The sequence below is a fragment of the Mordavella massiliensis genome (assembly GCF_016901695.1).
Classification (GTDB): domain Bacteria; phylum Bacillota; class Clostridia; order Lachnospirales; family Lachnospiraceae; genus Claveliimonas; species Claveliimonas massiliensis_A.
Genome location: NZ_JACJKS010000004.1, coordinates 190,042 through 210,574 on the forward strand (window position 1 = coordinate 190,042; position 20,533 = coordinate 210,574).

The following is a 20,533-nucleotide window of genomic DNA, read 5'->3' on the forward strand; positions in this document are numbered from 1 at the left end:
AAGGCGGCAGAAAAGACATGGATTTATTTGAATACGCAAGAGAACAGAACAGGGAGAAGGAGTCCCCGCTGGCGTCCCGGCTGCGGCCGGAGACGCTGGAGGAAGTGGTGGGGCAGCAGCATATCATCGGGAAGGACAAGCTCCTGTACCGCGCCATCAAGGCGGACAAGCTGGGCTCCCTTATCTTTTACGGCCCGCCGGGGACAGGCAAGACGACCCTGGCCCGTGTCATCGCCCACACGACAAAGGCGGTGTTCACCCAGATCAACGCCACCGTGGCCGGCAAGAAGGACATGGAGGACGTGGTGCGTCAGGCCAAAGAGCGCCGGGGCATGTACGGGCAGAAGACGATCCTCTTCGTGGACGAGATCCACAGGTTCAACAAGGGGCAGCAGGATTACCTTCTCCCCTTTGTGGAGGACGGGACCATCACCCTCATCGGCGCCACCACAGAGAACCCCTACTTTGAAGTGAACGGGGCCCTCATCTCCCGGTCCAGCATTTTTGAGCTCCATCCGCTGGACAAAGAGGATGTCAAAGAACTGATCCGCCGGGCTGTCTACGATGAGAAAAAAGGCATGGGAAGCTACGATGCGGTGATCGATGAGGACGCCCTGGAGTTCCTGGCGGACGTGGCCGGGGGCGACGCCCGGAACGCCCTGAACGCGGTGGAGCTTGGCGTCCTGACGACAGAGCGGTCTGCGGACGGGAAGATCCATCTGACCCTTCCCGTGGCCTCCGAGTGCATCCAGAAGCGGGTGGTCCGCTACGACAAGACAGGGGACAACCACTACGATACCATCTCCGCCTTCATCAAGAGCATGCGCGGGTCGGATCCGGACGCGGCGGTCTACTATCTGGCGAAGATGCTCTACGCGGGGGAGGATGTCAAGTTCATCGCCAGGCGGATCATGATCTGCGCCTCCGAGGATGTGGGGAACGCAGACCCTATGGCCCTCACGGTGGCGGTGTCCGCGGCCCAGGCCGTGGAGCGGATCGGCATGCCGGAGGCCCAGATCATCCTCTCCCAGGCCGTGCTCTATGTGGCGACCGCCCCCAAGAGCAACTCGGCTGTGAACGCCATCTCTGCCGCCATGGACAATGTGGGGCGGTATAAGACAACCGTCCCCGCCCATCTCCAGGACGCCCACTACAAGGGAGCGAAAAATCTGGGGCACGGCACCGGCTACAAATACGCCCACGACTATCCGAACCACTACGTACAGCAGCAGTATCTGCCGGATGAGATCCGGGACGCCAGCTTTTATGAGCCGGGGGATCAGGGGTATGAAGAGCGGATCAGAGAGCGGATGCGCCGCCTCCGGGAGGGAATGTGACAAAAATGTAAGCCGCCCTGCCGGAAATGTCATGTGAAGAAATGGAAAACCTGCCTCTGCGCCTGTATACTTGGCTTGTAATCCGGAAAACAGGAACAGAAAGGCAGGTTATTTTTATGGCATTACTGGAAGTGAAAAACGTAAAGAAAATATATACCACCCGCTTCGGCGGCAGCCAGGTGGAGGCGCTGCGAAACGTCAGCTTCTCCGTGGAACCGGGGGAGTACGTGGCCATCATGGGAGAATCGGGGTCCGGCAAGACGACCCTCCTGAATATCCTGGCAGGTCTCGACCGGCCGACAGCCGGGCGGGTCTACCTGAAGGGGAATGATCTGGCCCGGGTAAAGGAAAAGGAGATGGCGGCCTTCAGGCGGCAGAACCTGGGATTCGTCTTTCAGGACTTCAACCTTCTCGACACCTTTTCCCTGCGGGACAACATCTTCCTTCCCCTTGTCCTGTCCGGGAAGAAATACCCGGAGATGGAGTGCCGGCTGGAGCCCGTCGCGGCAAAGCTGGGCATCGCCGGGATCCTGGGGAAGTATCCCTACGAGGTCTCCGGCGGGCAGAAGCAGCGGGCCGCCGTGGCGCGGGCTGTGATCACCCGGCCCCAGCTGATCCTGGCGGACGAGCCCACCGGGGCGCTGGATTCCCGTGCGTCCGACGAGCTGCTGCGGATGTTTGCGCAGCTCAACCGGGACGGGCAGACGATCCTCATGGTGACCCACAGCGTGAAGGCGGCCAGCACGGCGGGGAGAGTCCTTTTTATCAAGGACGGGGAAGTCTTCCACCAGTTGTACCGGGGGAGCCTTGCCAACGAGCAGCTCTACCAGAAGATCTCGGATACGCTGACCGTTCTCGCGACGGGAGGTGAGAGGAGATGAGCAGCCGCATCTATGCCAGACTTGCAGTCACCAACATCCGGAACAATAAAAAGACATACGTCCCGTTCCTGCTGACGTCCGTCCTCACGGTCATGATGTACTATATCATGGACTCCCTGGCCCGCAGCAGGGACATCGGCAATCAGAACGTGACGACGATCCTCATGCTGGCGCTGGGGATTCTGATCCTCTTTTCCGTCATCTTCCTGTTCTACACGAACAGCTTTCTCATCAAGCGCAGGAAGAAGGAGCTTGCAGTGTACAATATCCTGGGCATGGGGAAAGGGCACATCGCAAAGATGCTCACCGTGGAGACGCTCCTCATCGGCGCTTCGAGCATGGCGCTTGGGATCCTGGGAGGCCTGGTGTTCGGCAGGCTGATGCACCTTGTCCTTCTGCGCCTCCTGCGGCACGACATCGGGATCACCTTCCGCGTGTCGGGGATCTCCATGGTGTACACAGTGCTTCTGTTTGCCGGGATCTTCTTCCTCATCTGGCTCTACAATCTCTTCCAGGTGCGGCTGGCCAGCCCGGCGGAGCTTCTGCAGGGATCCGCGGCCGGGGAGCGGGAGCCGAAGACAAAGCGGATCCTGGCTCTCGCAGGGCTCGCCGCCCTGGGAACCGGATACTATCTGGCGGTGGTCACGGACAACCCACTGGAGGCGCTCAACACCTTCTTTGTGGCGGCCCTTCTGGTGGTCATCGGCACCTACGCCATCTTCCTGGCCGGGAGCATCGCCATCCTGAAGGCGCTTCGCAGGCGGAAGAGCTTTTACTATAAGCCGAACCATTTTACGGTTGTGTCGGGCATGATCTACCGGATGAAGCAGAACGCGGTGGGGCTTGCCAATATCTGCATCCTGAGCACCATGGTCCTTGTCATGATCTCCACCACGGTGAGCCTGTATGCCGGGATGGACAGCATCATGGACAAGCGCTTCCCCTATGACTTCGGCGTGCGGGTGTACGGGACAGACGCCCGGGCGCAGGTGGATGCCATTGTGGAGGAAGAGCTGTCCGCCCGCGGGGTGGAGGAAGAGGACGGCATCGCCTACCGGTATGGCGGCGGGGCGTTCATCCGGCAGGATGCGCGGACCTTCACAAGCCAGGCGTCCGTGGACTACACGGCAGACGGCGTGTGGGAGATGTATTTTATCCCGCTGGAGGACTACCGGGCCCTGGAAAATGACCCCACGCCGCTGGCGGCTGGCCAGGTGATCGTCTACAGCGCCGGGGCGCCCTACGGAGAGAATGCCATCTCGGTCGAAGGGCAGGAGTTTCAGGTGGCAAAAGAAGTCAGGCAGTTCAAAGCGGGCGCGCGGGAGACAGGAGACGATGTGACGGACCGGCTCTACGTTGTGATGCCGGATGAGGCGTCCATCCTGGACCTGGGAGCTGTGAACGCCTCCTACGGGTACGTGAGATACTTTGATATGAGCGGGACAAAGGCGGACTGCGAGGACGCGGTGTGGGCGCTGGCGGACCGCATCCAGGCGGAGGTGCCGGGCAGCCTGTGCGAGAACCGGCTGCTCAGCGAGGAGAGCTTCTTTGAGCTATACGGGAGCCTTTTCTTCATCGGCCTTTACCTCGGCATCATGTTCCTGATGGCTACAGTCCTGATCATCTACTACAAGCAGGTCTCGGAGGGCTTCGACGACAGGGAGCGGTACCGGATCCTGCGGAAAGTTGGGATGGGGATGCGGGAGATCCGCCGGTCCGTAAGGAGCCAGGTGCTGCTGGTGTTCTTCCTGCCCCTTCTCATGGCGGTGCTCCATGTGGCGGTGGCGTTCAATGTGGTGAACAAGCTGCTTGTGATGATGAACTTCACGGACACGAAGCTGTTCATGGGCTGCACGGCCGCTACGGTCCTTTTCTTCGCCCTTCTCTACGCGGCCGTCTTTGCCGTCACGGCCAGGCAGTACTGCCAGATCGTCAACGAATAGCCTCCGGCAGCCGGGACAGCGTTGCCATCCGGCGGCGCCCTGTGGTAAAATAAGGGCAGATCACTGCAAAGGAGGAATGTCGGCATGACGAAAGCGACAGACAGAGAGACAGTAAAGGTAGAAAAGGCCAGCGGCGGCGAGGGCTACATCCTGAAGGAGGCTCTGCTCACAGGAGAGGAGCTGGGAGAGCACTGCAAGATGTTCAGCCGCGTGACCATCAAACCGGGCTGCAGCCTCGGGTACCATGAGCATCACGGGGAGACGGAGACATACTATGTGCTCAGCGGAACCGGGATCTACGACGACAACGGCACGGAAGTCACCATTGAGGCCGGAGACGTCACCTTCTGCAAGGACGGGGACGGCCACGGCGTGAGGAATGCAGGGGACGAAGACCTTGTGTTTGCAGCGCTGATCCTGAAAAAATAGAACAAAAAAAGAAAGCCTCCGGCCGGCGCCGGGGGCTTTTTCCCGCTGCTTCCGGAGCGGGTGTCATAAATAATTCCTATAATAAAAAGAAAATTATATGTTATTTAAATAACAAGTCTTGCTATTTTCAGAAAATTCTGCTAAAATATGCCTAACGATATGGGGAAAAGCAATGGTAGCGGCTTTCCTGCATACAATGGTTTATAGTTACAAAAGCAAACTGAAAAAATGTAGAGTAAAGGGGGCATTTTATGTTCGATTCAATCAGTAATGCTATCTATGCAATTGACAACGTGATCTGGGGCTGGTGGCTCATCATCCTGCTTTTCGGAACACACATCTTCATGACGATCCGTACGGGCGTGATCCAGAGAAAGACGCTGAGCAAAGGACTGAAGCTCTCCGTCACGAAGGATCCTGACGCGGAGGGAGAGGTATCCAACTTCGGCGCGCTGACGACAGCGCTGGCAGCTACCATTGGAACCGGCAACATCGTCGGTGTGGGAACAGCGATCGCCCTCGGCGGCCCGGGCGCTGTGCTCTGGTGCTGGCTCTCCGGTGTATTCGGCATCGCTACCAAATATTCCGAGTCGCTGATCGCAGTCAAATACCGTGTGAAGACGAAAGACGGACGCATGCAGGGCGGCGCCATGTACGCACTCTCCAGAGGCCTGAAGTGGCAGCCCTTCGGCAAGATCCTGGGTCTTATCTTCGCCATCTTCGCAGGGTTCGCATCCTTTGGTATCGGCTGTGCCACCCAGGTGAACGCCATCGCCAGCATCGTGGAAGAGAACGTGGGAGTTCCCGGCTGGGTAGTAGGCGTTGTCTGCGCGGTGCTGACAGCCATCGTTATCTTCGGCGGCATCAAGTCCATCGCCAATGTGTGCGAGAAGCTGGTTCCCTTTATGGCCATCTTCTACGTGCTCGGCTGTATCATCATCCTGGGCATCAACTACGACTACATCATCCCCGCGATCCAGACGATCTGCAGGCTTGCCTTCACACCCGGCGCGGCGGCAGGCGGTCTTGTGGGAACCGGTATCCGGGCGGCTATGCAGTACGGAATTGCCAGAGGACTCTTCTCCAATGAGTCCGGTATGGGTTCTGCCCCCATCGCGGCAGCGGCGGCGCAGACAAGGAACCCGGTGCGCCAGGCACTTGTATCCTCCACAGGTACATTCTGGGATACAGTTGTTGTGTGTCTGATGACAGGTCTCGTGCTCGTGTCCACGATCATGAAGAACCCCAACATCAACGCGGATGAGATCTCTGACGGCGGCATCCTGACCACACTTGCATTTGGCCAGATCCCCTACTTAGGACCGGTCATCCTGACCCTCGGCATCATCTGCTTTGCCTACTCCACTGTTCTCGGCTGGGCTTACTACGGCGAGCGTGCGGTTGAGTACTTCGCAGGCAAGAAGGTCATCTACGTATACCGTACCCTGTACGTGGCAGTAGCGGCCATCGCGCCTATCGTGGCGCTGGATGTTGTCTGGGCGCTGGCGGATATCCTGAACGCCCTCATGGCTGTGCCGAACCTGATCGCCGTGCTTCTTCTGTCCAATGTCATCGCATCGGAGACAAAGAAGTACATCAACGATCTGGATGCATGGTCCGATGAGACAGTACCGGTCATTGACGACTGATCAGAAAAATCAGAAAAAATACTTGACAAACGGATTTTGTCAGAGTAAAGTATTGCACATGAAATACATATTTCTTAAACCGTTGAGAAAGAGGAGTAGACAGTCACGGCGAAGTCAAAGAGAGTGGCAGATGGTGGGATTGCCATACGGAGCGGATTGTTGAATGGACTTTCGAGGGCGGCCTGAAAGCCGGAAGGCGAGTATGGTTTGTCGGGAACCGAACCCGTTATCAATCAGGAGTGTATGTTAGTACATGAGAAAGTGGACGACACGTCAATTTGAGTGGTACCGCGATAATAAAATGGATTTTATTACCGTCTCAAACCTTTTGGTTTGGGACGGTTTTTGTTTTGCAGGATCCGTCCGGTGCCGCCCGCAGATTTTCTCTCCTGTACGGCAGCAGCAAAAAAACAAACAGTAAAGGAGACAAGAACGATGATGAAAAGAAAAGCGACAGCAGTACTTATGGCAGCAGTATGTACCACGGTGATGGCGGCAGGGTGCGCCGGGTCTTCCGGAAGCTCCGGGAGCGGGGAAAACGGATACACCATCGGCATCTCCCAGTTTGCGGAGCACGGCTCCCTTGACAACTGCAGGGAAGGGTTCCTTCAGGGCCTTGCCGGTGAGGGCATCGTGGAGGGGGAAAATCTGACAGTGGAATACCAGAACGCGGCGGCGGACATGGGGACGGCCGGACAGATCTCGGACGCCTTTGTCTCCGACAAGGTGGATCTCATCTGCGCCATCGCAACCCCCACAGCCCAGAGCGCATTCAACGCGGCCATGGACACGGACATCTCGGTAGTCTACACGGCGGTGACGGATCCGGTGGCTGCGGAGCTGGCGGACGAGGACGGCAATCCCACGGGCAACATCACAGGGACCTCCGACGAGCTGCCTATCAAAGAGCAGCTTGAGATGATCCGGCAGATGCTGCCGGACGCGCAGAAGGTGGGCATCCTGTACACGACGAGCGAGGCAAACTCCCTCTCCGCCCTGGAGACATACAAGGAACTGGCGGGGGACTACGGCTTTGAGATCGTGGAGAGCGGGATCAGCACAACCGCGGATATCTCCCTGGCGGCGGACGACCTCTTAAGCCAGGTGGACTGCATCACGAACCTGACAGACAACACGGTGGTGGCATCCCTGCCCACGATCCTGGACAAGGCGAACGAGAAGGGGGTGCCGGTGTTCGGCAGCGAGATCGAGCAGGTGCGGATCGGCTGTCTGGCGGCGGAGGGTCTGGACTACATCGCCCTGGGCGAGCAGACCGGACAGATGGCGGCGAAGATCTTAAAGGGCGAGGCGGAAGCGTCGGAGATGCCCTATGAGACCATCACGGAGCCGGGCTTCTACGTCAACATGAAGGTGGCGGAAAACCTGGGCATCACAGTGCCGGAGGAGCTGGCCGACAGCGCGGTGGAGAGCTTTGACAGGATCGAGGATGCATCGGCAGAGTAAATAGAGAAAGAAGCAGGAAGGCGAGGCAGTTTTCATGGATTTTATCATTACCATACTGGAGCAGGGGCTGATCTACGGGATCCTGGCCCTGGGCGTATACATCACTTACAAAATACTGGATTTTCCGGATCTGACGGTGGACGGCAGTTTCCCGCTGGGGGGCGCGGTGACCGCGCTCCTTATCACAAACGGCGTCAACCCGTACCTCTCGCTTGTGGCGGCCTTTGCCGCCGGGGCGCTGGCGGGTGTGTGCACAGGCCTGATCCACGTGAAGGGGAAGGTGCGGGACCTGCTGTCCGGGATCATTATGATGACGGCGCTCTGGACCATCAACCTGTACATAGCCGGCACGGCCAACGTGCCCCTCTTTTCCCAGGAGAGCATCTTTAAGAACGACTGGCTGGAGGCGGTCGTTCCGGAGGCGGCGTCCGGCTGTACAACGCTGCTCATCATCCTGATCCTGACGGTCATCGCAAAGGTGCTCCTGGATCTCTACCTGAAGACAAAGTCCGGGTACCTGCTGCGGGCGGTGGGCGACAACCCGGTGCTCGTCACGTCCCTGGCCAAAGACCAGGGCAATGTGAAGATCGTGGGGCTGGCCATCGCCAACGGTCTTGTGTCTCTGGCGGGCAGCGCCTTCTGCCAGGAGGAGCGTGTGTTTGAGATCTCCATGGGAACAGGAGCCATTGTCATCGGGCTTGCCAGCGTCATCATCGGCACCAGCCTGTTCCGCCGGGTGAGCGTCATGCAGGCCACCACGGCGGTGCTCATCGGCTCCGTGATCTACAAGGCCTGCGTGGCGGTGGCGATCCGCAATTTCCAGCCCCAGGCCATGAAGCTCATCACGGCGGTGCTGTTCCTTGTCATTTTGATCATCAGTATGGAGAGAAGAAAGAAGGTGAAGACAGATGCTGGAGCTTAAAAACATCCATAAATACTACAATCCCGGCACTGTCAACGAGATGTGCCTGTTCCGGGACTTCAGCCTGACGGTGGAGGACGGCCAGTTTGTGTCCGTGGTGGGCAGCAACGGGTCCGGGAAGACGTCCATGCTGAACATCATCTGCGGCAGCATCCCGGTGGAGGCGGGGACCATCCGCATGGGCGGCGCGGACATCACGCGGGAGAAGGAGTTCCGGCGCAACCGCCGGATCGGGCGGGTGTACCAGAACCCGGCCATGGGGACCTGCCCCTCCATGACGATCCTGGAGAACATGGCCCTGGCGGACAACAAGGGAAATATATACGGCTTCCGGCGCGGGACGAACCGGGCCAGGATCAGCCATTACCGGGAGCTCTTGTCCCAGCTTGGCCTGGGTCTGGAGGACAAGCTGGATATAAAGGTGGGATCCCTCTCCGGCGGGCAGCGGCAGGCCATGGCGCTCCTCATGTCCACCATGACGCCCATCGAATTCCTCATCCTGGACGAGCATACGGCGGCGCTGGACCCGAAGACGGCGGAGCTCATCATGGAACTGACGGACCGGATCGTGCGGGAGAAGAAGCTGACCACCATCATGGTGACTCACAACCTCCGGTATGCCACCCAGTACGGGGACCGTCTCCTCATGATGCACCAGGGCGGCATTGTCCTGGACATGGAGGGGGAAGAGAAGGAGAAGGTGTCCGTGGACGAGATCCTGAAACTGTTCAACGAGATCAGCATTGAATGCGGAAATTAGAGGAGCCTGTACGGCTCTTCTTTTTGTGCAGCGGGCCCGGGAAAAACCATTGACGCAGCAGGAGGCAGATGATAAGATAATACAAGCACTTCGCACAGAATGTTGTGGCGAAGAAACATACGGACGCAAAATATAGCGCATCAACGGGGGAAAGGAGAGGTCGTATTCCATGGCTAAGAGGATCGCGAAATTTGAAAAGGTAAGTTTTGAACAGTTTAAAGAGGGGTGGACCGACACTTTCGGCGAAGCGGACGAGGCGAAGATCCGTGAGATCTACGACGCTGTCAGACTGCCAGAGCGGGCCACCAGCGGGTCTGCAGGCTATGATTTCTTCGCCCCGGCAGCCTTTACCCTCCGGCCCGGGGAGACGGTAAAGATCCCCACCGGCATCCGGGTGCGGATGGAGGAGGAGTGGGTCCTCAAGTGCTACCCGCGCAGCGGGCTCGGATTCAAGTACCGCCTGCAGCTCAACAACACGGTTGGCATCATCGACAGCGACTACTACTACTCGGACAACGAGGGGCACATCTTCTCCAAGATCACCAACGACACAAACGAGGGGAAGACGGTGGAGATCCCCGCGGGGACCGGTTTCATGCAGGGCATCTTCGTGGAGTACGGCATCACGGTGGACGATGAGGCCAAGGGCGTCCGCAACGGGGGATTCGGCAGCACGAGCTAGTGCAGCCGGATATCCAGGTAGCTGCGCCCGGAGAGGGTTTTGTTAAAGCAGATGCTGCAGACGACGATGACGCAGCCGGCGGCAAACCCGATCCAGTCAAACAGGGCGGTCAGGACAAGGAGAAGAAGCCGCATGAATTTCAGGGCGTAGCCGAGCTCAAAATTGGGCTGGGTGTAGTTGGCGACCGCCACAAAGGCCATGTACAGCATGACCTCCGAGTTGAACCAGCCGGACTGTACGGAGAATTCCCCCATGACAATGCCGGCGATGACGCTCAAGGGAGTGCTGAGCATGCTGGGAGTATTGAGGGCGGCCAGCCGCAGGCCGTCAATGGCCAGCTCCAGCATGAGCATCTGGAACACAAGGGGGATGTTCACCGTGTCCCGGATCGCCACGAACCCGAACGCCTCCGGCAGCCAGCCCGGATTCTGCATGAACAGAAGGTAGACGGGCGTCAGAAAGACGGTCAGGAAGGTGATGAGCCCCCGGGAGAACTTCAGGTAGACCTGTGTCAGGGTGGGGAAATAGTAGTCGTTTGCCTCCTCGATGATGTCCAGGATGGAGGTGGGGAGGATCATGGCCGAGGGGGAGTTGTCCACCAGGATCACGATCTTTCCCTCCAGCAGGCAGGCCGCCGCCGTGTCCGGCCTCTCTGTAAATTTGAATTTCGGGAAGGGGTTGAACCACTTCCTTTTGAACAGCTCTTCAGCCAGGCTCTGCTGGTTCATGCGCAGGTCATCCGTGTGGATGGCCTGCAGTTTTTTTGTCAGATTGTCAAGAAGCGACTGTTCCACCCGGTCCGACATGTAGCACAGGGCCACGTCCGTCCGGGAGTTGACGCCGATCTCCGTCATCTGCATGACCAGGTGCGGGTCCCGGATCCGCCTGCGGATGAGGGCTGTGTTGAACACGATGGTCTCCACGAAGCCGTCCCGGGATCCCCGCAGGGACTTGTCCTTTTCCGGCTCCCCCACGCTGCGGGCCGGGTAGGTGCGGCAGTCGACGACAAGGCAGGCCGCGTACCCGTCGATGAACAGGCAGGCGGCCCCGGAGAGCAGGTTTTTCAGGACCTGGTCAAAAGAGCTCAGGGTGTCCACCTCCACGTAGGGAAGGCATCCTGCGGCAAAGCCGGAGGCGCTCCCGGGCATGTCCTCTGGCGCGACGCCCAGGAGGGAGTCCAGGATCTTCAGCATGGCCTCGTCCTTCATAAATCCGTCGATAAAGAAGAGGGCGGCGCCGCGCCCTCCGATCACAAGGTCCCGCTGCACGAGATCAAAACTCTCCTTCACGGGCAGGATCTGGTTCATGTAGGCTGCGTTCTCCCGGACGGACGCAGTCACGGTTCTTGTATCCGGCATAGGTCGTTTTCCTCCATCCAACATTTGCTTACCTTTAATCTGCCCGGAACCAGGCAAAATATGCACGTCTCCAAAAGGCTTTGCCTTACTCTGCAAAAAATGGTATGATAAGGGCATGTAAAAAGACGCAAAGCAGGAGGTATTGGAAATGAGAGAGTATGTGATCACTGTTAACAGTACGGTGGATCTGCCGAAGGAGTGGCTTGAGGAGAGACATGTACCGGTGATTCCGCTGAAATATACGATAGACGGACAGACCTACGACGACATGGCGGGCCTGACTTCCAGGGAGTTTTTCCAGAAGCTCAGGGAGGGCAAGATGGCCGTCACATCCCAGATCAACCCGGGGGAGGCCAAGGCAGCACTGGAGCCGTTCCTGAAGGAGGGGAAGGATGTGCTCCACCTGGCGTTCTCATCCGGCCTTTCCGGCACGTGCAACAGCATGATGATCGCGGCGGAGGAACTGCGGGAAGAGTACCCGGAGGCCAAAGTCATCGTCATCGACACCCTGTGCGCCTGCTTGGGAGAGGGGCTCCTTCTTCACAAGGCGCTGCAGCAGAAGGCGGCCGGGAAGACCATCGACGAGACGGCGGCCTGGGTGGAGGAGAACAAGCTCCACATCTGCCATGACGTGACGGTGGACGACCTGAACCATCTGCACCGGGGCGGACGCATCTCCAAGGCCACGGCCGTGGTCGGGACGATGGTGAAGATCAAGCCCATCATCCACATGGACAACAACGGCAAGCTCCAGGTCATCGGCAAGGAGCGGGGCAGGAAGAAATCCCTCAACACGATCGTGGACATGGCGGCGGAGCAGGCAAAGGGATGGGACAATGACATCATCATGATCACTCACGGGGACTGCATCGAGGACGCAGAGTATGTGGCCGGCCTTGTGCGGGAGAAGATGGGCATCGACAACATCCTCATCAACAACATCGGCACCGTCATCGGCAGCCATACAGGCCCCGGCGTTGTGGCCGTGTTCTGCATGGGCAATAAGAGGTAAGGATATGGGAAAGCATCTTGTGATCGAAGCGGAAATGAAGGAAAAGTGGCCCGCCGTCCGGGTGGGATGCCTGCAGTACAAGGTGACGGTCGGGGAGAAGAACGAGGAGATGTGGACCTACCTGAAAAAGGAGGTCTTCAGGAAGGTGAAGGACGCGATCTTCGACTGCGGCGTCACGGAGATCCCGAACATCCGGGAGTCCCGCGCCGCGTACAGGGCCTTCGGCAAGGACCCGAGCCGCTACCGCGTCTCTTCGGAGGCGCTGATCCGCAGGATCGGGCAGGGAAAGGGCCTGTATGAAGTCAATACGGTCGTGGATGTGAACAATCTGATCTCCATTGAGTCCGGTTTCTCCGTGGGCTCCTACGACACGGCCCGCATCGGGGATGAGCTGATCTTCCGCATCGGGCGGGAGAAGGAGACATACAAGGGCATCGGCAAGGCGGAAGTGAACATCGAGCATCTGCCGGTGTTGGCGGATGCGAGGGGCGCCATCGGAAGCTCCACCAGCGACTCGGAGCGGGCCATGATCACAGGCGAAGCCCGGGAAGTGCTGACGCTCATCTACTCTTTCTCTGACAACAGCGATCTGGAGAAGGCGCTGGAGCGCGGGCGCACGTATCTGGAGCGCTACGCCGGCGCCTCGGACACCGAGAGCTGGATCGTGTCATAGCGGCGTATGGAGCTAAAGAAGAGACTTGCCGCGGCCGCCGCTCTCCTGGCCGGCCTGGGCGCGATGGCGCTGCACGGCATGGCGGCCGGGGAGTCCCGGATGGCAGACGCGGAGGAGATATACATAGAGGATTACCAGAGCCTTGTGCGCCGGGAGCTGGAGGAAGGCCAGGAGGAGATGGAGCAGCTGGCGGATGAGCTGGAGGCCATGACGGCGGACGCGGACGGGGACTGGAGCATCCACGTGGAGGACCTGGACACCGGGCACGCCGCGGACATTGGCGGGGAGAGCGCCTATGCGGCCAGCCTGATCAAGCTGTATGTGATGGAGAGCACCTACGCCCACATGGAGGAGATCCTGGAGGACGACAGCGCCCGCAGCGGCAGTGCCGCGAAGAGCCGGGAGAAGGTGGACAGCCTGCTTGACCGCATGATCACTGTCTCCGACAATGAGGCGTACAACGAGCTGGTCCGCCTCCACAGCCGGAAGAGGAGCTTCAGGGAGGGCTGTGAGAAGGTCAGCGCATACATCTGTGAGCAGGGGTATGACGACACGGGCATCTACCACACTTTAAGCCCCTCAGAGACGAAGCGGGAGGCCACGGAGGACAGGAAGAACCACACGTCTCCCAAAGACTGCGCCCGTCTGCTGGAGCGGATCTATGACGGGACATGCGTGTCGCAGGAGGCATCGCAGCAGATGCTGGACCTCCTCCTTGCCCAGCAGCTCGACACGAAGATCCCGGCAGACCTGCCGGAGGAGGCCGAAGCCGCGAACAAGACGGGAGAGACGGATGAAGCGCAGCACGATGCGGCTATCGTCTTCGGGGCGGAGACGGACTATATCCTGAGCGTGATGTCGGAAGATTTGTCTAACACGGAGGAGGCACAGGAACGGATCCGGGAGATATCCGGCTGCGTCTACGAAGCTCTGAACACATAAAAAAGGAATGTCATCATATGTATGACATTCCCTTTTTTGTATCGTTTATTCCGGTATCTTGCACACATCCACCCAGCCGTCAAAGCGGGAGCAGTACATCTCCAGCTCCGGGATGGACAGCTCGATGGCGCTGTTGGCGCTCCCGCAGGCGGGAAAGACAGTAGCAAATCTCTTGAGCGAGACGTCCAGGTAGATCTCCACGCCCTCCCGGACAGCGAAGGGACATACGCCTCCGGCCGGATGCCCGATCAGCTCCGTCAGCTCGTCCGCCTTCAGCATGGACGCTTTTTTGTGGAACGCTGCCTTGAACTTCTTGTTGTCCACCTTGGCGTCCCCGGCGGCCACGACGAGGATGGGGCCCCGCTCCAGCAGGAAGGACAGGGTCTTTGCGATGCGCTGCTCCTGGGTGCCCACCGCCAGCGCCGCCTCAGCCACGGTGGCGCTGGAGACCGGGAACTCCAGGATCCGCGCCTCCATGCCGGGCCATTTCTTAAAATAGGTTCTCACTGCTTCTACAGACATATGCTGCACGACCTTTCCTCTGGCTGTTCAGCCTTTTCTTTTTTATAATTTAAACCAGCCCATGGAGTTGGCCACGGAGCTTCCAAGGATCAGGATCAGGAAGACGGGCGTCACCCACTTGATCATGACCGTGAACAGCTTCTCGCCCACGAACTTCCCGTGGGATGCCTTTACCTCGTCCGACACAGCCTTCGGTCCTATGAAGAAGCCCACAAAGATGCAGGTGAAGAAGGCCACGATGGGCATGAGCACGCTGTTGCTCACAAAGTCCATGATATCCAGGATCGTCATGTTCGCCCAGGTGATGAAGCCTAAGGGGCCGAATCCGAGAGAGGACGGGATGCCCATGACAAGGGACAGCACTGTGACGAAGATGCAGGCGCCCTTCCGGCTCCAGTGGAACTTGTCGCGGAAGATGGACACGATGGTCTCCATCAGGGAGATGGAGGACGTGAGGGCCGCGAAGATCACGAGCAGGAAGAAGGCCGCGCCGATCAGACTGCCCATGGGCATGGTGTCAAACACCTTTGGCAGGATCACGAACATAAGGCTCGGTCCGCTCTGGAGCATCTTCGGATCGCCGCCGGAGAAGACGAACACCGCGGGGATGATCATCAGGCCGGCCAGGAAGGCGATCACAGTGTCAAAGATCTCGATCTGGCGCACAGAGCTCTCCAGGTTCGTGTCCTTGCGCATGTAGGAGCCGTAGGTGACCATGATGCCCATGGCCAGGGACATGGAGTAGAAGAGCTGTCCCATGGCGGACAGAACGGTCTTCACAGAGAAATCCTCCATGTGCGGCTGTACATAGTAGGCAAGTCCGTCCATGGCCCCGTCCAGCGTCAGGCAGTAGACAGAGATGATCACCGCCAGGAGCACAAGGATCGGCATGGCGAATTTGCTCACCTTTTCAATGCCCTTCTCCACGCCCAGCAGCACGATCACGGCCGTGGCGCCCAGGAAGAGAAGGAACCAGCCCAGGGGCTCAAAGGTGCTTCCCACGAACCCCGTAAAGTAGTCGTCCGCGGCGGAAGCGCTCCCGCCGCCTGTGGCGAAGACTGCGAAATACTTGATGACCCATCCCCCGATAACGGAATAGTAGGGAAGGATGATGATGGGAACCGCCGCCGAGAGGATGCCCAGGAAGCCGAAGCGGGAATCCAGGGACTTGAAGGCGCCGATGGCGGACAGCCCTGTCTTGCGGCCGATGGCCACCTCGGCGATCATCAGGGAAAAGCCGAAGGTGACGGCGATCACCAGATAGACGAGAAGGAACGTGCCTCCTCCGTACTGCGCGGCAAGGTAGGGAAAGCGCCAGATGTTCCCGAGACCTACCGCAGAACCGGCAGCGGCCAGGACGAACCCGAGCTTGCCGGAGAAGCTGCTTCTTTTGTTCATTTGTAATAACCTCCTCCATATGTAAGTAAATCAGATTACTCCCATGTGTGATGCAGCACGCTCTGCGCGGATCTGTGCCGGTGCAGACCGTTAATCTCTATTATATAGAAGAAGGAGCAATTAGGCAAGAAAAAAGTGTTGACACGGGCCGGGAACTGTGATAGATTAATTGTTGCGTAAAGTGTAAAAGAAAGCAGAGTATCCACTCTCACCATAGCACAAGCGGGTGACTATTGGTTGATATCGTGTCATTATACACCGGGAGAGGTGTGTTGTGCAACTGGTTAAGTGGGTAGTCTGAGCTATTCACTTATTTTTTTTGATGGAGGTGCACTACAATTAGCGATTTAATGATTAATGAACAGATCAGAGACAGGGAAGTACGTGTGATCAGCGAAGCCGGCGAGCAGCTTGGCATTATGTCTGCGCGCGAGGCGATGAAGCTGGCTGAGGAAGCGCAGCTGGATCTGGTCAAGGTTGCGCCCAAAGCTCAGCCGCCCGTATGCAAGATCATCGACTACGGCAAGTACAAGTATGAGCTGGCCAGAAAAGAGAAAGAGGCCAGGAAAAAGCAGAAAACGGTTGAAGTGAAGGAAGTGCGTCTTTCACCAAATATTGATACCAACGACCTGAACACCAAGGTGAACAATGCCAAGAAATTCCTGGCAAAGGGGAACAAGGTCAAGGTTACGCTCCGCTTCCGCGGACGGGAGATGGCTCATGTACAGCAGAGCAAACACATCCTGGACGATATCGCCCAGATGCTCGCTGACGTGGCGGTTGTTGAGAAACCGGCCAAACTCGAAGGAAGAAATATGAGCATGGTTTTAACTGAAAAACGTTAAAAATACTATTTATCTTTAAGGAGGAAAAACATCATGCCAAAAATTAAAACAAATAGAGCTGCTGCAAAGCGCTTCAAGAAGACGGGTACAGGAAAGCTGAAAAGAAACAAAGCTTACAAGAGCCATATCTTAACCAAGAAGTCTACGAAGAGAAAGAGAAATCTCAGACAGGCTACAATCACAGATGCAACCAATGTAAAGAATATGAAGAAAGTATTACCATATCTGTAAGATTGGGAAAGATTGAAGGAGGAATTAAGACATGGCAAGAATTAAGGGCGGATTAAACGCTAAGAAGAAACATAACAGAACATTAAAGCTGGCTAAGGGTTACAGAGGAGCGCGCTCCAAGCAGTACAGAGTTGCAAAGCAGTCTGTCATGAGAGCCCTCACATCCGCATACGCGGGAAGAAAGCAGCGCAAGCGCCAGATGCGTCAGTTGTGGATCGCCCGCATCAACGCGGCTGCTAGACTGAACGGTCTTTCCTACAGCAGACTGATGCACGGCCTCAAGGTTGCCAACATCGACATTAACAGAAAGATGCTTGCCGAGATGGCAGTAAACGACAAGGAAGGTTTTGCAGCGCTGGCTGAGACAGCGAAGAAGAGCATTGCCTAACCTGTCTCTGTAAAGATAAAAATCTGAGATTCCCGTCCATTTGTCTGGACGGGAATTTTTGATAAATTTCCGAATATATATATTATACATCCAATTAAGATAATTCAAAAATAACTGTTGACATTCGCGCCGGGATATAGTATTATATCATTCGGACAGCGAAATAACGCAGTCATGCGGAAGTGTCGGAACTGGCAGACGAGCAAGACTAAGGATCTTGTGACATTCGTGTCGTGTGGGTTCAAGTCCCATCTTCCGCATTGGAAACCTCGTAGTAATGCGGGGTTTTTTCGTGTTGTATTTCACGGATAACCGCTTCCAATGCACCGAAATCTATAAAATTCACCTGCTTCCCGTATGTTTCTATGAGCGCGCGGTTTTCGGCTGTTTGCTGTTCAAGGGGCGTTTTTCGCAAGGAGCGGTATAATAGTGCCAGCATAGTGCGATGACTTAAAGAAAGTCTTTGGTAATCTATCCCACCACGAAGATGAAATATTTTTGCCTGATGAAACAGGTCTGGTGGAAGCTGTTTTTTAAGTGCCGCCCGAATATTCTGTCGGTTTTCCGGTTCATCTGGATCGGACAGCCCTATGGTTATGAGAATCACCTTTTGTCCATCCCGGAGGGAGAAACCACGAAAGGTTTTTGTAAGTCCGGGGACGCCACCGGCATACAAGCCGCCCATATAGATGATGGTGCGCATTCCGGAAAGCTCAGGCGCCTCCCTGTAATCAACTGCCGGGATATTGGTTTGTTCTGACAGTTTTTTTGCATACTGAAGTGTACTTCCGTATCGACTGCTGTAAATAATGACTTGATTCATTGCCGTTCTCCTCTAAAAATGATTGCTGCCAATCCAAAGATAAAAATATAATTATCTATTTCTGATTATATAGCGGGCAATATCAGCAGGCCACCCGCTTTTGGTAAAATCGGTGTAAAATGTGTGCCGGACCCTTTAGATATCCCCTGCATGATCCTGCATCGCCGAAGCTGTTTGACGGCGGAGGACAATGAGACCTTGTGCTTCCGTCCGGTGTGTGCTAAAATAAAATGTGACAAATGAATAAATTCTTCGGGGCAGGGTGTAATTCCCTACCGACGGTTATAGTCCGTGACCCACGCAAGTGGCTGATTTGGTGGAATTCCAAAACCGACAGTGACAGTCTGGATGGGAGAAGAAATAACAGATAGACCGATCATCTCAGCGCCCCTGCGCTGAGATTTTTTGTCTTTATTCTTTCGGAGGATTTACTGCATTTGTACAGATCATTCGAAAGGAGCGTTCTATCCAATGAGAACAAAAAGCAAAACCTATTACTTTATCGTCACAGCCATGCTCGCGGCTGTCGCCGGCATCCTCATGTCGCTGGAGTTTCCGATCCCGCTGATGCCGCCATTCTACAAGATCGATTTCAGCGATGTGCCGTCCGTGATCGCCACGTTTCTTCTGGGGCCGGTCTCCGGCATCAGCGTCGAGGTGATCAAGATCCTGATCAAACTGATCACTGTGGGGACGAACACTATGTTTGTCGGTGAATTTGCCAACCTTCTGGGGACGGTCCTGTATATCCTGCCGCTGTGGTTCATTTTTCAGAAGTCCGGCGGGACGAGGAAGGCCGCCATCCTCGCCCTCGGCGTCAGCCTGCCGGTCCGGATCGCCTTTTCCTGCTTCCTGAACGCCTGCATCACCCTGCCGCTCTATGCGAAGGCCATGGGGCTGTCGCTGGATGAGGTGGTCCGCACAGTGGGGGCGGTCAACCCGCTGATACAGAACCTGCCGCTGTTCCTTGTTCTTGCCACGATCCCGTTCAATCTCATCAAGCTGTTTTTGAACTATATCACAGGATATCTTCTGTATGACAGAATGAAGGAACTGCAGGTAGTGAAAGGATGGAGGACGCGGTATGATTCGTAAATACATGGAACTGACAAGAGCGCAGATGGAGCAGGTGGACAGGGAGGAGACGATCGTCCTGATCCCGGTGGGGGCGCTGGAGCAGCACGGCAACCAGGCGCCGCTTGGCACGGATGATATCATTGCCGGGGCCATGGTAGAGTACCTGGGCCGCGCGCTGGAGGAGGCGGGAGAGGGGGATTTCCCGATCCTGGCTTTCCCGGTGATCCCGGTGGGACTCAGCACGGAACACAAGAATTTCTGCGGCTCCGTGACCCTGAAGCCGGACACCTACTACCATCTGCTGTATGACATCAGTGAGAGCCTGTACCGGCACGGCTTTAAGAAGCTGGCGTTCCTTGTGTGCCACGGGGGGAACGCGCCGGTCATCCAGGTGCTGAGCCGGGAGCTGCGCAGCGATCTGGGACTGTCTCCCTTCATCCTGTCCGCCGGCGCGTTTGGGCATCCGGACGTGCGCGCGACGGTGTCGGAGGGGAATGTCTATGACTTCCACGGCGGGGAGATGGAGACGTCCATGGTGATGGCGGTCGATCCCTCCCTCGTAAGGCTGGAGACGGCCGAGGCCGGCATCCCCAGCGCGTTCGTGGGCAACCAGACGCTCAAAACTGCAGGCAGCGTCACCATCGGGTGGGTGTCGGAAGACTGGAAGACCGCTGACGGGAAGCCCATCGGAATCGGGGGAGACCCGTCCGGCGCCACGGCGGAAAAAGGGAGGATCATTCTGGAGACAAGCGCCAGGGAGCTTGTCCCGGGACTTTTGGAGATCCGGAAATGGAAGGCGTAGGAGATACTGTCATCTCAAAGACATAATTATCTGGCTTTTTCTCCCGGCTTGTGTTATCATATGTAAAAGCATTATGTTTCCGGCATGTCTGATTCTAACGCAGCATTAGCTGCATCTGTTTTTCTATTACATTCAGGAAAATCTCAATGCTTTTAATTTCCATTATCAGCAGAGAGATTAGCGGATGTGGCTTTAGCAGGAAGGCGGACAGTGCAGTCTCTTTGCATTCCATTTTCAAAAGGAGGCTGTGCGTATGACAAATGCAAACACGAGCGACGCGTTACCCGTCAACCGGACGTTTAAGTCCACCCTGTTTATCATGCTGTTCGAGGACAAGAAGAACCTGCTGGAACTGTATAATGCCATCACAGGGAAACATTACGCGGATCCGGAAC

The 20,533-nt window shown here is 56.9% G+C and carries 21 protein-coding genes, 1 tRNA gene and 1 riboswitch; of the genes, 18 read left to right on the forward strand and 4 right to left on the reverse strand.

The genetic code is table 11. The annotated features are described in order from the left end of the window. The first annotated feature begins 17 nt into the window (after positions 1–17). From H6A20_RS04400 to H6A20_RS04440, 9 genes are all read left to right on the forward strand, one after another. Positions 18–1,337, forward strand: coding sequence for a replication-associated recombination protein A (locus tag H6A20_RS04400; RefSeq protein ID WP_204905953.1), 1,320 nt, complete (start codon positions 18–20; stop codon positions 1,335–1,337). A 116-nt stretch (positions 1,338–1,453) separates the two neighbouring features. Beyond that, complete coding sequence (locus H6A20_RS04405; protein WP_204905954.1) at positions 1,454–2,218, forward strand: ABC transporter ATP-binding protein; 765 nt, start codon at positions 1,454–1,456, stop codon at positions 2,216–2,218. Continuing rightward, positions 2,215–4,161: an ABC transporter permease gene (locus H6A20_RS04410; RefSeq protein WP_204905955.1), complete on the forward strand. Its 1,947-nt coding sequence runs from the start codon at positions 2,215–2,217 to the stop codon at positions 4,159–4,161. Before H6A20_RS04405 ends, H6A20_RS04410 begins: the two co-directional genes overlap by 4 nt. 84 nt (positions 4,162–4,245) lie before the next feature. Then, positions 4,246–4,590 carry a cupin domain-containing protein gene (locus tag H6A20_RS04415; protein ID WP_204905956.1) on the forward strand — a complete coding sequence of 115 codons (345 nt, stop codon included), beginning with the start codon at positions 4,246–4,248 and terminating at the stop codon, positions 4,588–4,590. A gap of 251 nt (positions 4,591–4,841) precedes the next feature. Beyond that, a complete protein-coding gene (locus tag H6A20_RS04420; protein ID WP_204905957.1) occupies positions 4,842–6,239 on the forward strand; it encodes an alanine/glycine:cation symporter family protein in 1,398 nt (465 codons plus the stop codon). Positions 6,240–6,674: 435 nt separating this feature from the next. Next, positions 6,675–7,703: an ABC transporter substrate-binding protein gene (locus tag H6A20_RS04425; protein ID WP_420846589.1), complete on the forward strand. Its 1,029-nt coding sequence runs from the start codon at positions 6,675–6,677 to the stop codon at positions 7,701–7,703. Between the two features lie 34 nt (positions 7,704–7,737). Next, positions 7,738–8,625, forward strand: coding sequence for an ABC transporter permease (locus H6A20_RS04430; protein WP_204905958.1), 888 nt, complete (start codon positions 7,738–7,740; stop codon positions 8,623–8,625). Beyond that, positions 8,612–9,385: an ABC transporter ATP-binding protein gene (locus H6A20_RS04435; protein ID WP_204905959.1), complete on the forward strand. Its 774-nt coding sequence runs from the start codon at positions 8,612–8,614 to the stop codon at positions 9,383–9,385. The genes H6A20_RS04430 and H6A20_RS04435 overlap by 14 nt, the downstream gene beginning before the upstream one ends. Positions 9,386–9,554: 169 nt before the next feature. Continuing rightward, positions 9,555–10,067, forward strand: a complete 513-nt coding sequence (locus H6A20_RS04440) for a dCTP deaminase/dUTPase family protein (protein ID WP_204905960.1) — start codon at positions 9,555–9,557, stop codon at positions 10,065–10,067. Here the strand turns inward: H6A20_RS04440 and H6A20_RS04445 are convergent. Continuing rightward, positions 10,064–11,425 (reverse strand): spore germination protein, encoded by a 1,362-nt coding sequence (locus H6A20_RS04445; RefSeq protein ID WP_204905961.1) that lies wholly within the window; start codon positions 11,423–11,425, stop codon positions 10,064–10,066. The genes H6A20_RS04440 and H6A20_RS04445 overlap by 4 nt on opposite strands. 148 nt (positions 11,426–11,573) lie before the next feature. Between H6A20_RS04445 and H6A20_RS04450 the strand changes: the two genes are divergently transcribed. Genes H6A20_RS04450 through H6A20_RS04460 form a run of 3 tightly spaced genes read left to right on the forward strand, consistent with a single transcriptional unit; the run spans position 11,574 to position 14,052 of the window. Then, positions 11,574–12,437: a DegV family protein gene (locus H6A20_RS04450; RefSeq protein WP_204905962.1), complete on the forward strand. Its 864-nt coding sequence runs from the start codon at positions 11,574–11,576 to the stop codon at positions 12,435–12,437. A gap of 4 nt (positions 12,438–12,441) precedes the next feature. Then, positions 12,442–13,110: a B3/B4 domain-containing protein gene (locus tag H6A20_RS04455; protein WP_204905963.1), complete on the forward strand. Its 669-nt coding sequence runs from the start codon at positions 12,442–12,444 to the stop codon at positions 13,108–13,110. Positions 13,111–13,116: 6 nt separating this feature from the next. After that, the gene (locus H6A20_RS04460) at positions 13,117–14,052 is read left to right on the forward strand and encodes a serine hydrolase (protein WP_204905964.1); all 936 of its coding nucleotides are present in this window, start codon (positions 13,117–13,119) and stop codon (positions 14,050–14,052) included. A 45-nt stretch (positions 14,053–14,097) separates the two neighbouring features. Here H6A20_RS04460 and H6A20_RS04465 read toward each other — a convergent pair whose 3' ends face one another. Next, complete coding sequence (locus H6A20_RS04465) at positions 14,098–14,574, reverse strand: YbaK/EbsC family protein (RefSeq protein WP_204905965.1); 477 nt, start codon at positions 14,572–14,574, stop codon at positions 14,098–14,100. 42 nt (positions 14,575–14,616) lie between these two features. After that, positions 14,617–15,972, reverse strand: a complete 1,356-nt coding sequence (locus tag H6A20_RS04470; protein WP_204905966.1) for a sodium-dependent transporter — start codon at positions 15,970–15,972, stop codon at positions 14,617–14,619. A gap of 350 nt (positions 15,973–16,322) precedes the next feature. Here H6A20_RS04470 and infC point away from each other — a divergent pair, with 350 nt between their 5' ends. From infC to H6A20_RS04490, 4 genes are all read left to right on the forward strand, one after another. After that, positions 16,323–16,817, forward strand: a complete 495-nt coding sequence (gene infC, locus H6A20_RS04475; protein ID WP_204905967.1) for a translation initiation factor IF-3 — start codon at positions 16,323–16,325, stop codon at positions 16,815–16,817. Positions 16,818–16,850: 33 nt separating this feature from the next. Continuing rightward, positions 16,851–17,048 carry a 50S ribosomal protein L35 gene (gene rpmI / locus H6A20_RS04480; protein ID WP_004840820.1) on the forward strand — a complete coding sequence of 66 codons (198 nt, stop codon included), beginning with the start codon at positions 16,851–16,853 and terminating at the stop codon, positions 17,046–17,048. A 31-nt stretch (positions 17,049–17,079) separates the two neighbouring features. Further along, the gene (rplT, locus tag H6A20_RS04485) at positions 17,080–17,436 is read left to right on the forward strand and encodes a 50S ribosomal protein L20 (protein WP_204905968.1); all 357 of its coding nucleotides are present in this window, start codon (positions 17,080–17,082) and stop codon (positions 17,434–17,436) included. Between the two features lie 176 nt (positions 17,437–17,612). Further along, a tRNA-Leu gene (locus tag H6A20_RS04490) sits at positions 17,613–17,696 on the forward strand. Here H6A20_RS04490 and H6A20_RS04495 read toward each other — a convergent pair. Beyond that, the gene (locus H6A20_RS04495; protein WP_204905969.1) at positions 17,678–18,259 is read right to left on the reverse strand and encodes a flavodoxin domain-containing protein; all 582 of its coding nucleotides are present in this window, start codon (positions 18,257–18,259) and stop codon (positions 17,678–17,680) included. The two genes, H6A20_RS04490 and H6A20_RS04495, sit on opposite strands and share 19 nt — an antisense overlap. A gap of 244 nt (positions 18,260–18,503) precedes the next feature. Then, a riboswitch (FMN riboswitch) is annotated at positions 18,504–18,623 on the forward strand. 107 nt (positions 18,624–18,730) lie between these two features. On the opposite strand from H6A20_RS04495, the gene H6A20_RS04500 reads away from it, so the two are divergent. Next, positions 18,731–19,354, forward strand: a complete 624-nt coding sequence (locus tag H6A20_RS04500) for an ECF transporter S component (RefSeq protein WP_204905970.1) — start codon at positions 18,731–18,733, stop codon at positions 19,352–19,354. Beyond that, positions 19,344–20,138, forward strand: a complete 795-nt coding sequence (locus H6A20_RS04505) for a creatininase family protein (RefSeq protein WP_204905971.1) — start codon at positions 19,344–19,346, stop codon at positions 20,136–20,138. Before H6A20_RS04500 ends, H6A20_RS04505 begins: the two co-directional genes overlap by 11 nt. Positions 20,139–20,533 lie beyond the last annotated feature (395 nt).

Bases quoted from the DNA above. Each gene is read 5' to 3' on its own strand.
- H6A20_RS04430 (WP_204905958.1), top strand. From the start codon at position 7,738: ATGGATTTTATCATTACCATACTGGAGCAGGGGCTGATCTACGGGATC.
- rpmI (WP_004840820.1), top strand. From the start codon at position 16,851: ATGCCAAAAATTAAAACAAATAGAGCTGCTGCAAAGCGCTTCAAGAAG.
- H6A20_RS04465 (WP_204905965.1), bottom strand. From the start codon at position 14,574: ATGTCTGTAGAAGCAGTGAGAACCTATTTTAAGAAATGGCCCGGCATG.
- infC (WP_204905967.1), top strand. From the start codon at position 16,323: ATGATTAATGAACAGATCAGAGACAGGGAAGTACGTGTGATCAGCGAA.
- H6A20_RS04435 (WP_204905959.1), top strand. From the start codon at position 8,612: ATGCTGGAGCTTAAAAACATCCATAAATACTACAATCCCGGCACTGTC.
- H6A20_RS04470 (WP_204905966.1), bottom strand. From the start codon at position 15,972: ATGAACAAAAGAAGCAGCTTCTCCGGCAAGCTCGGGTTCGTCCTGGCC.
- rplT (WP_204905968.1), top strand. From the start codon at position 17,080: ATGGCAAGAATTAAGGGCGGATTAAACGCTAAGAAGAAACATAACAGA.
- H6A20_RS04505 (WP_204905971.1), top strand. From the start codon at position 19,344: ATGATTCGTAAATACATGGAACTGACAAGAGCGCAGATGGAGCAGGTG.
- H6A20_RS04415 (WP_204905956.1), top strand. From the start codon at position 4,246: ATGACGAAAGCGACAGACAGAGAGACAGTAAAGGTAGAAAAGGCCAGC.
- H6A20_RS04420 (WP_204905957.1), top strand. From the start codon at position 4,842: ATGTTCGATTCAATCAGTAATGCTATCTATGCAATTGACAACGTGATC.
- H6A20_RS04440 (WP_204905960.1), top strand. From the start codon at position 9,555: ATGGCTAAGAGGATCGCGAAATTTGAAAAGGTAAGTTTTGAACAGTTT.
- H6A20_RS04445 (WP_204905961.1), bottom strand. From the start codon at position 11,425: ATGCCGGATACAAGAACCGTGACTGCGTCCGTCCGGGAGAACGCAGCC.
- H6A20_RS04500 (WP_204905970.1), top strand. From the start codon at position 18,731: ATGAGAACAAAAAGCAAAACCTATTACTTTATCGTCACAGCCATGCTC.
- H6A20_RS04410 (WP_204905955.1), top strand. From the start codon at position 2,215: ATGAGCAGCCGCATCTATGCCAGACTTGCAGTCACCAACATCCGGAAC.
- H6A20_RS04425 (WP_420846589.1), top strand. From the start codon at position 6,675: ATGATGAAAAGAAAAGCGACAGCAGTACTTATGGCAGCAGTATGTACC.
- H6A20_RS04460 (WP_204905964.1), top strand. From the start codon at position 13,117: ATGGAGCTAAAGAAGAGACTTGCCGCGGCCGCCGCTCTCCTGGCCGGC.
- H6A20_RS04455 (WP_204905963.1), top strand. From the start codon at position 12,442: ATGGGAAAGCATCTTGTGATCGAAGCGGAAATGAAGGAAAAGTGGCCC.
- H6A20_RS04495 (WP_204905969.1), bottom strand. From the start codon at position 18,259: ATGAATCAAGTCATTATTTACAGCAGTCGATACGGAAGTACACTTCAG.
- H6A20_RS04400 (WP_204905953.1), top strand. From the start codon at position 18: ATGGATTTATTTGAATACGCAAGAGAACAGAACAGGGAGAAGGAGTCC.
- H6A20_RS04450 (WP_204905962.1), top strand. From the start codon at position 11,574: ATGAGAGAGTATGTGATCACTGTTAACAGTACGGTGGATCTGCCGAAG.
- H6A20_RS04405 (WP_204905954.1), top strand. From the start codon at position 1,454: ATGGCATTACTGGAAGTGAAAAACGTAAAGAAAATATATACCACCCGC.